At 69.8% G+C, this 11263-nt stretch carries 10 protein-coding genes; 5 read left to right on the top strand and 5 right to left on the bottom strand.

What is annotated here, in order from left to right:
- Nucleotides 1-508: 508 nt before the first annotated feature.
- The gene (locus AB0H53_RS20785) at nucleotides 509-802 is read right to left on the bottom strand and encodes a hypothetical protein (protein ID WP_362115163.1); all 294 of its coding nucleotides are present in this window, start codon (nucleotides 800-802) and stop codon (nucleotides 509-511) included.
- 65 nt (nucleotides 803-867) lie between these two features.
- Nucleotides 868-1062 carry a hypothetical protein gene (locus AB0H53_RS20780; RefSeq protein ID WP_362115161.1) on the bottom strand — a complete coding sequence of 65 codons (195 nt, stop codon included), beginning with the start codon at nucleotides 1060-1062 and terminating at the stop codon, nucleotides 868-870.
- Between the two features lie 283 nt (nucleotides 1063-1345).
- On the opposite strand from AB0H53_RS20780, the gene AB0H53_RS20775 reads away from it, so the two are divergent.
- The 4 genes from AB0H53_RS20775 to AB0H53_RS20760 all read left to right on the top strand — a co-directional run bounded on the left by AB0H53_RS20775 (nucleotide 1346) and on the right by AB0H53_RS20760 (nucleotide 5881).
- The gene (locus AB0H53_RS20775; protein WP_362115158.1) at nucleotides 1346-4273 is read left to right on the top strand and encodes a Helicase associated domain protein; all 2928 of its coding nucleotides are present in this window, start codon (nucleotides 1346-1348) and stop codon (nucleotides 4271-4273) included.
- Nucleotides 4273-4440: a hypothetical protein gene (locus tag AB0H53_RS20770; RefSeq protein ID WP_362115155.1), complete on the top strand. Its 168-nt coding sequence runs from the start codon at nucleotides 4273-4275 to the stop codon at nucleotides 4438-4440. The genes AB0H53_RS20775 and AB0H53_RS20770 overlap by 1 nt, the downstream gene beginning before the upstream one ends.
- Before the next feature lie 119 nt (nucleotides 4441-4559).
- A complete protein-coding gene (locus AB0H53_RS20765) occupies nucleotides 4560-5561 on the top strand; it encodes a hypothetical protein (protein WP_362115152.1) in 1002 nt (333 codons plus the stop codon).
- An 80-nt stretch (nucleotides 5562-5641) separates the two neighbouring features.
- Nucleotides 5642-5881 carry a hypothetical protein gene (locus tag AB0H53_RS20760; protein ID WP_362115150.1) on the top strand — a complete coding sequence of 80 codons (240 nt, stop codon included), beginning with the start codon at nucleotides 5642-5644 and terminating at the stop codon, nucleotides 5879-5881.
- Nucleotides 5882-5943: 62 nt separating this feature from the next.
- On the opposite strand, the gene AB0H53_RS20755 is transcribed toward AB0H53_RS20760, so the two are convergent.
- A complete protein-coding gene (locus AB0H53_RS20755; protein ID WP_362115148.1) occupies nucleotides 5944-7011 on the bottom strand; it encodes a hypothetical protein in 1068 nt (355 codons plus the stop codon).
- Between the two features lie 119 nt (nucleotides 7012-7130).
- The gene (locus AB0H53_RS20750) at nucleotides 7131-8765 is read right to left on the bottom strand and encodes a replication-relaxation family protein (RefSeq protein WP_362115146.1); all 1635 of its coding nucleotides are present in this window, start codon (nucleotides 8763-8765) and stop codon (nucleotides 7131-7133) included.
- Between the two features lie 696 nt (nucleotides 8766-9461).
- Between AB0H53_RS20750 and AB0H53_RS20745 the strand changes: the two genes are divergently transcribed.
- Nucleotides 9462-9908: a hypothetical protein gene (locus AB0H53_RS20745; protein ID WP_362115144.1), complete on the top strand. Its 447-nt coding sequence runs from the start codon at nucleotides 9462-9464 to the stop codon at nucleotides 9906-9908.
- 391 nt (nucleotides 9909-10299) lie between these two features.
- Here AB0H53_RS20745 and AB0H53_RS20740 read toward each other — a convergent pair whose 3' ends face one another.
- Nucleotides 10300-11256: a hypothetical protein gene (locus AB0H53_RS20740; protein WP_362115142.1), complete on the bottom strand. Its 957-nt coding sequence runs from the start codon at nucleotides 11254-11256 to the stop codon at nucleotides 10300-10302.
- Nucleotides 11257-11263: the final 7 nt, after the last annotated feature.

Genomic DNA, 11263 nt, shown 5'->3' with positions numbered 1-11263 from the left:
CCCAACCCACCAAAAGAATTATCTAAAAACATCACAGAACTCTGTTATTCTTGTTTTTTTGAGACTATTTCATTCGTGCTATCTTCGTATTGGGTGCCCCCCGGCTTCGCCGGGGCCGGCCCTTTGGGCCGTCAGGTTCCGCGCTTCGCTTGGAACCTGAGCCTCGCTCAGCTCGGCTGGGTGGGGAGCGGGCGCTTCGCGCCCGCTGGGGGCAGGGTCGCTGCGCTCCCCTGCCCGGCTTTCCGGCTTCGCCTCCAAGCCCTGGCCCGCTGCCGCGGGCCTGTCTGGCTACACCCAGGGGTGCTCGGTTTCGTGGCGGAGCTGGAGCCGCTGGTCGCCCGGACGGCTGCAGCCGGGGTGGGGGGCACCTGGGTGTGGCGGTACTCGCCCACCGGGCGCGGGCGTAGCCGACCAGGGATCCAGTCAGCGCTGAGCGGTGCCGACCGGGTCTCGGCAGCTCGACTCGGGCTTACTTGACTCGTTGAGGAGCTGTCCGGTTGGCGGCAGGTCAGGCATGCGCGTGGTGTGGGGCAGTCGTCTTTCGCGATGCGGCGTGGCGGACGGGCCTGCTCGCGCCTGCGGCTTCGAGGCGCCGTAGCCACAGGGAGGCGGTGACCAGGAGACCGGTGAAGACGGCCAGGAGGAGGACGGACACCCACATCCGGCGGCTCCCGGGAGACTCCCAGCCCGTCCAGGTCGCCGCCGCTGCCCACAGCGCGGCGCCCATCACGTAGAAAGCACGGACCCGGCGCAGCTGCCGCACGGCCCTCAGGGACATGACGCGATCAGTCTTCGATGCCATGCCGGCCCGTGTACCCAGGTGTGAGCCGTTCACCAGTCGGAGGAGGCCTGTGACTGGGGGCTGTCTCATCCTTGGTGTTGCCGCTCAGTGCGTCCTTCGAAATCGCGTCGTACTGCCGCGCCCTGGTCTTCGCTCAGCCCTGCCTCGTCGGGGAGGTCCAAAACGGTGCCGCAGTGGTTGCACAGCTTCCCGTCTTCGGCCGGCGTGCCGCACGCCTTGCAAAACCGGTTGCCTTCCTCATGCTCGTTCTTCTCCGTCATGATTCTCCGGTGATGGTTGCGGATGGTGACGGATGTGGAGTACCCGCGGGGCCGGTGTTGATTCCTCCGGTAGTTTGCTTCATTTTTTGCCTCCGATAGACTCTGGGATAATGCGGTCTCAGCGGTGTTAGTGTTCATGAGTCGATGAGGCGCGGTTGCCTTCCCGGTATCACGAAGGTGCACCTGGTGTCCTGGCAGGGGCGCCGTACCCCAACTGTATGGACGCATAGGCGTGTTGGTGTGTGAGACGCCTTCTTCGGTCGGCGGGAAAAGGTGAGCTGGAATGGCAGTGCAGGAACTCCGCCCCCACCAGCGTGAAGCGGTGGACGCGGTACTCCGCGCACTTCAATCGCCTGCAAGATCTACTGTGCCGGAGCGGGGTCTCCGGACGCAGGTGCTCATGGCGACCGGATCGGGCAAGACCCTCGTCGCCGCACGCAGCGCCGAGGAGCTGCGAGCGGGCCGTGTGCTGGTGCTCGTACCCTCCCTCGACCTGCTGGCGCAGACGGAGGCCGCGTGGCGCGAGGGAGGCCGCACCGGGCCGATGGTCGGAGTGTCGTCCCTGCGCGGGAGCGAGGTGTCCTTCCCCAGCACCACGGACGTGGACGAGCTGGTCGACTGGGTGCGGCCGTTCGACAAGGTAACCGTGTTCGCCACCTACGCCTCGCTCGGGCTGGGCACGCTGGAGCGCGCACACGCCGCCGGCCTTCCGGGTTGGGACCTGATCGTGGTCGATGAGGCGCACCGGACGTCGGGCCGGATCGGCAAGCCGTGGGCGGTCGTCCACGACAACACCCGGATCCCATCCTTGCGGCGGCTGTACATGACCGCCACGCCCCGCCTGTGGCAGCTCGACGAGGACTCCGAGCAGGGCGCGCCGGGTGAGCTGGTGGCCTCGATGGAAGACGATCCGGACGGGCCGTTCGGCAGCAGGGCGTTCATGTTGACGCTCTCGGAGGCCATCGACCGGGGCATCTGCGCCCCCTACCAGGTGGTGTGCGTGGACATCGTCGACACCCAGCTCCAGGCCGCCCAGCTCCTGGGCACCGAGGGGCGTTCCGAGGAAATGCGCGGGGCGCGGCTCGCCGCTCTGCAGACCGCCCTGGTGAAGGCGTCAGCCGAGGAAGGCTTCCGGCGCACGCTCGTCTTCCACCACGTCGTCCGCGAGGCCGAGGCATTCGCGGCCGGCCTCCCGGACGTCGCCGCGAAGCTGTGGGTCGACGATCCGGAGCTGTACCCACGCACGGTCTGGGCCAACTGGCTGTGTGGCGAGCACAAGCCGGGCCACCGCCGCCGGGTCCTGGACGAGTTCGCGGCCGGTATCGCCGCGGACGGCACCGTCGTGGAGAAAGGCTTCCTGGGCTCGGTTCGAGTTCTCGGAGAAGGGGTCGACACCAAAAACTGCGACTCCGTCTACTGGGCCGACGTACGCGGCTCCATGCCCGACCTCGTCCAAGCCGTCGGCCGCGCACTGCGCATGCAGCCCGGTGAGGGCAAGGTCGCATCCCTCGTCGTGCCCGTCCTGCTCGGGCCCGGGGAAACACCGGACAACATGCTCACGTCGCGGGCGTACGGCGGGCTGGCGAAGCTGCTGGAGGCGCTGCGGGCGCACGACGCCCGGGTGGTGGAGCAGCTCGCCGAACAGCAGGCCCAGAGCCGCGTGAGAGGCGTACAGAGCCGGGGTGGGGAGCAGGAAGGTGACGGGGTCGAGAGCGACCGAAGCGACCGTGGGCTGTCCATGCCGGCACGGGCACTGCTGAAGTTCTCCACGCCCCGCGACCCCGCGGCCCTGGCCGCGTTCATCAACCTACGCGTCCTCAACCCCGAGCACGAGCACTGGCGGCGTGGGGTGGAGGCCGCCGTCATCTACCACCGGGAGCACGGCAACCTGCGCGTGCCGTTCACCTACCGCGTCCCCCGCCGCGAGGAGCAGGCGAAGGCGGGAAGCAGGGACGGAGCGAGTCAGAGCACGGCCGCTGCCCGGGTCGACGCCCAAAGCGGAGTCAGGAACGGTGCCAGGACTGCGGGCGGGTCCGGAGCGGCGGTGCGGGCCGAAGTCGCGGGCAGAGGGGGCACCGTATCCGGAATCGGAACAGGAGCCGGAGCTGCCAGAACGGGCACCGCAGCCCGGGCCGGAGCCGGGAGTGGAGCCGGGAGTGGAGCCGGGAGTGGAGCCGGGGCGGGGGCGGGGGCGGGCCTCAGGACCGGAGCAAGTGCCACAGCGAGGACCGGAGCAGGCACCGGTGCCGCGGATGCGGCCGGAGCCACGGACGCCGCGGACGCCACGACGGGAGCTGAAATCGGGGCCGCCGGGATCGTGGCCGGTGGTGAGGTCAGCACCGGGGGTAGGGCGTGGCCGGCCTCGCTGGCCGCCTTCCCGCTGGGGCAGTGGATCGCCGACGCACGCCGCCTCTACGCCCGCGGAGACCTGACCGAGGACCGCATCACGCAGCTGGAGAAGCTCGGCATGATCTGGTCCCACTACGACGTCGCCTGGGATGAAGGACTCGCGGCGGCGCGCGGATGGGCCGCTGAACACGGGCACCTGCTGGCGCCGCTGGACGCCACCCACCAGGGTTACCGGGTGGGCATCTGGCTGAAGAACGCCCGGGCCGCCGCCCGCAAGGCGGCCGAGATCGAACAGCGGCGTGCCCAGGGCCTGCCCGTTCCGTCGACGGCCGGGGCGCTGTCGGAGATGCGGCGCGAGCAGCTGGACGACATCGACCCCGCCTGGTGCCCCTCGTGGCCGGTCACCTGGCAGCGGTGCTTTCACCTGGTCCGGCTCCACTTGGACGCCGGTGCGGTACTGCCCACCGAAGCGGGCGACGTCGTGCGCCAGGGCGAGGACCTCGGACGGTGGGTGCGGGCGCAGAGGCTGGGCTGGGACCAGCTCACCGGTGTGCAGCAATGGATGTGCGCACACGTCCTCGGCATCACACCCGCGACCGAGGACGAGAAACCGCCCCCGCGCCGTGCACAGGCCGACAAATGGGCGCTGAACTACCAGGGCGCCAAGCAGTTCTTCGAGCGCGAGGGGCACCTGCGCGTGCCGCGCAAACACATCGAACGGATCGTCGTCGGCAGCGGCGAGGGCCAGGAGGTTCGGGAGCTTCGGCTTGGTGCATGGATCGGGAACCAGCGCAGCCGGGTCGCGACGCTGTCCCCGGAGCGGGTGGAGTTGCTCTCCGCGATCGGGATGCGGTGGTCCTGATGGTGGGCGTCGTCACCGCGGCCGCCGCGCTCGCGGCCGGCTATCTGCTCGGGCATCTGCGTCCGTGGCGGCGCCTGGGCGACTGGGCGGCCGATCAGATCCGCTTCACCGGGACGTGGGCCCGGGGCGGCGCCGGGCGGCAGGCCGTTACCCGAGTGGATCAGTAGGGGCCGGCTCAGCGTGGTGGGCGGTCATCACAGACTGTGCGCGTCACGCGGAAACCTGATGCGGCGGGACCCCGGGCACCGTCACAATTTCAAGCACATCACCATCCCCTGGAGTTTTTATGGCGCTGCCTCTTGATCCGCTTACGGTCCAGCGGCTCGCGTACGTCCGGTACCTGTACCGCGAGGGAGTCGAGCAGAGTAGACAACCGCCGCCGCTGCGATCCCGGGCCATTACGTCCTTCCACGACGCGGTGGAGAACTTCATCGGACTCGCCGCACAGCACCTGGGTGTGGACCTGCCGAAGGGGACGGAGTTCCTTGGTTACTGGGCGGCGGTTAAGCCACGCTATGAACTCCCCAAAAGGGATCAGATGAAGCGTCTCAACGACGCCCGCGTCGCTCTCAAGCACAACGGGACCTTCCCGTCCGCGCATCAGATCGAGCAGGCCCGCGAGACCGTCGTAGATTTCTTCACCACGGTCACGCCCGACATCTTCGGCATCGAGCTCGACACCGTCGACATGGTCGACCTGCTGACTCAGCCTGAGGTCAAGCAACTGCTGCGCGACGCGCAGACGCATGCCGACATCGGCGACTACGTCCAGGGTATGGCTGGCCTCCATTTGGCGTTCGAGGCACTGCTCACTTACTACCGCCGCGGCGAAGGGGCAACCAGGTGGTCAGCCTTCAACTTCGGCGAGAAGCTGTCGCCCTTGGATGAGCCGCGTATCACGCCCTCGCACGGCATGCAGCGGCTCAAGAAGCTCGGCGACTTCATGGAACTCGCCCAAGACGCCCTCGGAGCCATCAGTCTCGGCATCGACTACCCGAGCATGGCCCGCTTCCACATCCTGACCCCGCAGGTGAACACCTACGGGGACGGCAGCAAGCGCTACATCGTTGGGAAGGACCTTGAGGCGGTGACCCCCGACGACTACGACTGGGCGCGGCACTTCGTCATCGAATCGGGCCTGCGCGCGGCAAAGGCCGACGACCTTCAGGCCATGGCCAAGAAGGCCTGGGATGCCAACATGAAGGCCGCGAAACCCCTGCCTCAGCGTTCATGGACCGGGCCCGTCAGCCCTGAGGACAGGAGCGTAACCGTCTTCGACGTCCTGTGATCCAGAGGGCTGAGCATGCAGCGCGGTGATGACACCGCTCGGATGCCAGGGGTGGAGCAGCTGTCCGAGGTGGGGATGCGGTGGTCATGATGGGTCACCGCGCCCGCCTGGAAGAGCTGCTGCGCGCGTACGGGCCGGGCAGCAGGCCCGCCTCGCACGGCCGGTACGCGCTGGTCGGTCAGCCCGAGACCCTGGTCATCCTGGAGCGGATGGAGAACAACCCGTTCGGTCTGCGCAGCGAGTGGGAGAAGGAGCTGGAGACCGTCTTCCTGGACGACCTCGAGTTCGCGTGGGGGCCGCGCATCCGGCTCAGCCGGTGAACAGCCGGGACCCAGCAGCGGGGCCGGACAGGGTGATCGTGTCCGGCTCCCCTGTCGTCGGGTCAGCCGAAGTCGAGCGTGTCCTGGGCGAAGTCGGCCGGGGCCGGGGTGGGCGGGGGCGCCGGCGGTCCGTCCGGACGGGATGCCTTCCAGCGTTCGGCCAGATCGTGCTTCCAGCCCTTCGGCGGGGGCCACGGCACGCCCCAGGCGGCGAGCTGGTCGCGCTTCCAGCCGCCGGCGGGTGTGCGGGCGGCTTCGATCTCTTCGGGTGAGGGGAGGTACGTCATGGATGGTGCGCTCTCCGTGTTCAAGAGTTGTCCCGCAATGCGGTGACGGAAGACCGACAGGTCAGATGCCTTACTCAGAGGGAGCCACCCCTCGGGCATGGGAGAGCTCGCGAGCGAGGGAGGTTCAGCGCCGACGGGTGCGTAGTACATCTCGGCACGTTCTTCCCACACGGTCGACTTCAAGGCGACCTGCTCGTCGAACACTTCCTGTCGAAGGTTGAGCGTCCCGGTCTCGTTCAGCGCCCGGACGAAGTTCAGGAGTTCGATCGTGCCGACCATCGCCCAAGCCACCAGGGGTACAGCGGCGCGAAACCGGTCGCGCAGTCCGAAGGTGTCGCCCTCCTTGCGTCGCTCTGGGTCGTGATGCACCACGTCTCCGTAGATCCAGGCCATGGCCAGCCCGTGCGCATCGAGGTCACGCTCTTCGCCCGTGGACGTGTCAGCGACCATGACCCAGTAGCCGGATTGGTCGCGCGTGGAGGGGCTCACCCGTGTTCGCCACTCAGCGCGTGCGGCCCGTATCCACGCCGCATCTTGTGGCGCTGCTCGACAGGCGTAGCCCAGAGCCGAGAGCGCCTTCATGTGAAAGCAGTCTTCCTGTTCCAGCAGAATCGGCCTGATACGCGCTGCCGCAGACTCGACCACTTCCTCGGGCGGAAGCTCGTACGAGATCCGGACCTCGCCTCGGTCGACACGAACGTTGATGCTCATGCGGGTCAGCTCGACAAGAGCGTCCCAGTCTGCGGCCAGCGAGTGCTCCTCCACCCTGCGGGCCCTCAACACGAAAGCCTCCAGCAAGCGCTGGTGCTTCTCGTCAAGGGTTTCCGTCTGCCCGCGGCTCACGCGTCCCCCCTCCCATCGATCGCTTCCAGCATGACGTGCCTTCTCCGTCGTATCCATCCAATTCGCCAGGCGGTCCTTCCAGAAGGAGAAGCGCGGCTGGTCGAAAGGCGTGCCCCAGCTCAGCGGCGCAGGCGCGAGAGCCAGCCGGTCTTCTGCTCGGGCACGGCCGGCTCCTGCTCCTGGTCGTGCTCCTCCTGCCGGTGACTCACAGCCCAGCTCTGCTCCAAGTCGGACTCGAACCGCTGGTCGCAGTCCCCGCACAGAGACGGACGCTTCGCCGGGGAAGGGCCCCAGCCGACGCGCGCGGTCGCCTTCCACCGTTCGTCGGTGAACGCGGCACCGCACTCGGTGCAGACGGGACGCTGGGGGTCGGGCCAGAAGTCATCTGGCCCTGTCTCACCGCGTACCGGCTCCTGGCGCTCCTGAGTGTCGGCCGCTGGGCTGACGGCGGCGCCGGCCTTCTGCTTGCAGGCGTCGCACAGGTGCGGGTGGGAGTCCTTCGTGGCTCCCCAGTCCGTCGGCTGTACCGCCTGCCAGCGGGCGTCGGTGAACCGCGCCCCGCAGCTGGAGCAGACGGGCCGGCGGGCCTCACGCTCGGCTGCCTGCTTCGCTGCCTGCTCCTGGGCTGCCCGCCGCATCTCTGCCTGGTACGCCGCCGCATGGGCCTTCACCCTCTCTTGCTCACGGGCGTCGGCGGCCTCGCGGCGCGGGTTGCCGATCGCCTCCAGGAGGGTCTGCGGGCCGCTGCGTCCGAAGCGGGCGAACACCGGGCCGGCCGGGCCGTGCTGGCGCAGCTGGTTCAGCCCGACCGCGATGATCGGGATCTTCCGGTCGTAGAGGTGGTGGCCGCCGGGTAGCCGCTCCCCCTGCCACAGGTGCCGGGTCAGCTCTTGCAGGCGCGGGACGGTGAGGTTGGGGTTGCGCTCGCCGATGCGGTTGAACACCAGCAGCACGGGCGGATGCGGCTCATCGCCGTACCGGCCCTTGGGGACCGTCCAGCGCGTACGCCACATCGGACGATCCTTGCCGTCGGTGTCCTTCACCTTCCGCTTGAAGAACCGGGCGTACTTCTCCAGCTTGTCGGCGAGCTCCTCGGCGGTCTCGTGGCAGTTGTCGACCTCGATGAACAGCAACGGCACCCCGTCCTGCGGGGCGGTGAGCACGATGTCGGCCTGGGCGCCGCCCTTGCCCGGCGCGTTCCACGTGCCGGTCGCCGGCAGCGGGACCTCGGTCCAGAACGAGGCGATCGTGCCGATCCCGTCCGCGGAGTCGACGGCGGCCTGAGCAGCGGCCTGGACGTGCGGCAGGTCTTTGACGAGCCTGGCCATGTTCGGCTTCGGGCGCAGCATCGCGATGACCGTCTCGTTGACGGCCATCGGATGGGAGGCCCCTGACGAGCCCGCGCCGCGCGCGGTGGAGCCCATCTCCGTCACCGGCCGGTTCAGCTCGTAGGAGGCGGCCAGAAGGCCCTTGGGCGTCAGGTTCCGCAGGGCGTCGCCCGTCTCGGTGGAGCCGCCGTTCTCGACCAGGCCGTGCCCCCGCATGTCGGAGAGCGCGGCCGTGTGCGAGGCGGTGCGGGCCTGCTTCCGCTTCGACGGGGTCTCCTTGTCGGCGTGCCGGAACGTCAGGTGCGGAGCACCGATCCGCTGGATCTGATCAGCCGTCGCGACCTTCAACGCTCCCAGCACGCGCAGCACATCGCCGCGGTAGCTGTTCGTCGACCCCGCCGGGTTGTTCTTCCTCTTCCCCGCCATCAGCTCTGCTCCCTCGTCGCTCGCGACCGGCCGCCGGCCGACCACCGCCGCTGCTGCCGCCGCTGGCCGCGCCCGGCCGGGGAGGGCGTCCGGGCCCCCCGGAACCCGATGCTCTCCTCCAATACGGACAACAGGAGGAGAGAAAAGGGTTGTGACGGCGCAGATTTCGCGCCGATTCGCGGCCTGACAAGGGGTTTTCCCCCGGCCCGGGGTGCCGGGCACCAAAGGGGGTTCCCAAGGGCCCTTCGAAGGGGGCACCCAGGGAGTCCCCTTGGGCTTGCCCAGCACGGGCCGGCCTTCGAGTCCCATCGGCCCGCGCGGTGCCGCTGCCCGGCCCTCGGGTGGGTGCTCGTCATCGTCTGGTCTCCTTCGCTGCCCCGGCCGGGGCGGTCGGGGCGAAGGAGCAGCGTGCAACCGACCCCCTTGTCCGCGGTCTGACCGTGGCCGGTAGCGGCCGCTGTCTAGGGGAAACAGGGCCGTGGTCGGGGCGGTAGCAGAGGTGGACAAGGGGGTGCGGCCGGGTTCGTGGTCGGGCCGACCACCCTGGACAAGGGGGCCCGGTTTCGCCCTTGCAGCCCCGATTCGTCCAGTTCGGGTTGGGGGGAGAGATCTCCGTCCCTCTGTCCACAGGGCAGCGCGCCCACCCTACGAAGACGACGCCGTGAACCGCACGGCGGTCATCGTGAGGAGAGCTTCATGCCGTACCTGATCCCGACCCGTACGCCGCTGACGCCCGAGCAGGTGGAGCGGGGCTTCGACTACCTCCTGGCGCTGCAGACGGGCGGCGGTACCTACGCCGCTGGTCGGGTGGAGGCGACCCCGGAGCTGGCGTTCATCCTGCTGCGGCTCGCCGAGGACATCATCTGGCCCGTCACAGCCGTGGACGGAGAGGCCGCCGACCTGTGCGCGGACTCCTTCGTACTGGACGAGGTCGGGTGCGTCCTGCTGTCCGCGCTGCGGGACTGGGCGCGGGACTCCCCCACCACGGCGGTGCTCGGCATCGCCCGCAGCATCATCCGGTTCATGGTGAGCGTCGTCCCGGACCCCGACCACGAGGACTTCGCCGACACCTTGGAGGCGTCGCGCGACGCTCACCTGGCGCTGGCGCACGCGGTGCACTCCGCACCGGGTGCGCACCGCTGACCGCACCAACCGCTCCACCGCACCGGATGGGAGCGCACCGGTGCGGTGGTGCGCCCATCCGGTGCGCACCACCGTCCATCCGGTGCGCCTCCACTCGGTGGGCGGTGCGCGCACCGGTGCGGCCGGCGCGCGGGAGTGGTGCCCACCGGGTGGAGGCGGTGCGGTGGAGTGGAGACGGTGGAGGCGTTGCGTTTCTCCTTGACCTGAGCCGAGGTCAAGGAGAAACGCACCGGGTGGAGGCGCGGCACCACTCCCGTCGATGGCGTCCACTTCCACTCGGTGGGCTCCACTCGGTGGCGTCCACTCCCGCACGGTGGACTCCACTCGGTGGAGTGGACGCGGGGCGTCGCCGGTGCGCACCACCGCACCGGGTGCGCGCCATCGGGTCCACTCAGTGGCCGGCCTCCCGACCGCGGTGCGGTCCGGGTTGCTGTGGGCGGTGCGCCTGCTGGTCGTCCGGGCGCACCACGTCGGCGTCAGCCTGTGCGGCGGTGCGGTCCGCGGGGACGCGGTCGGCGCGGGCGCGGGCGTCGTTGACCATCTTGGTGGCCGCTTCCTGGAGGCGGCGCAGTCGGTCGGCGGTGAGATCGAGGGCTTCCACGTCCGTGCGGGACTTCCGCAAGGCACGCAGCGCCGTCATGTCGATCGCTTCCCCGCGACCGGCCTTCGGCTCCTGGTCGTCGTGCTCGGGGTCGGCCGGCTCGGACGCGAGCAGCTGCTCGGGCATCGCCGCCTGCTGGTGGGCGACGAGGTCGTACGCCCGGCCCCGCACGGCGGTGGCGGTGGTGGTGCGCAGCTTCTCGCGGACCACCGCGCCGGCGAGGACGGCGCGCTCGTACTGGAGCGGGATACGGGGGATCTCCCACTCCCCCGCGTCCTGGTCCGGGGGCCACGGTTCGGCCGGCTCGCCGGGATCGGCCGGGGGTTGCCGGTCCGGCTCGGGCGCGGGGGCCGGGGGGCGGGGGCGTGCGGGGAGGTCGGACAGGGACCACCGGGCGGTGTAGAGGCGGTAGTCCGACAGCAGGCCGATGGTGGTTGTCGGCTCGGTGATGTCCAGGCAGTGGGTGGAGATGGAGGCGGCCACGATCTCCTCGTCCAGGCCGGGGTCGCGGCGGCGGCCGCGCAGGACCAGGGCGAGGTGGCGGCGGGCTTCGGCGAGCGGGTGCCGGCGGTGGAAGCGGCCGCCCTCGTTCATCACGAACACCGTCGCGGTGACGTCGACGGCCGCCAGGGCGACGTCGACCACGGCCGCGACCCGGGCCCGGATCGCGGCGGCCGCGGCGCGGGCGTGCTCGAGGAGGGAGTTGATGACGTCGGCGGCGACCTTGGAGGTGAGGATCGCGCTCACCTTCCAC

The organism is Streptomyces sp. NPDC050856, from assembly GCF_040653855.1.
GTDB lineage: Bacteria > Actinomycetota > Actinomycetes > Streptomycetales > Streptomycetaceae > Streptomyces.
The sequence above is the reverse complement of the archived record's forward strand: the minus strand, read 5'-3'. Positions and strand labels throughout refer to the sequence as shown.

Coding starts and splice junctions, on each gene's coding strand:
- AB0H53_RS20785 (WP_362115163.1), bottom strand. CDS start 802: ATGGCATCGAAGACTGATCGCGTCATGTCCCTGAGGGCCGTGCGGCAG.
- AB0H53_RS20780 (WP_362115161.1), bottom strand. CDS start 1,062: ATGACGGAGAAGAACGAGCATGAGGAAGGCAACCGGTTTTGCAAGGCG.
- AB0H53_RS20775 (WP_362115158.1), top strand. CDS start 1,346: ATGGCAGTGCAGGAACTCCGCCCCCACCAGCGTGAAGCGGTGGACGCG.
- AB0H53_RS20770 (WP_362115155.1), top strand. CDS start 4,273: ATGGTGGGCGTCGTCACCGCGGCCGCCGCGCTCGCGGCCGGCTATCTG.
- AB0H53_RS20765 (WP_362115152.1), top strand. CDS start 4,560: ATGGCGCTGCCTCTTGATCCGCTTACGGTCCAGCGGCTCGCGTACGTC.
- AB0H53_RS20750 (WP_362115146.1), bottom strand. CDS start 8,765: ATGGCGGGGAAGAGGAAGAACAACCCGGCGGGGTCGACGAACAGCTAC.
- AB0H53_RS20745 (WP_362115144.1), top strand. CDS start 9,462: ATGCCGTACCTGATCCCGACCCGTACGCCGCTGACGCCCGAGCAGGTG.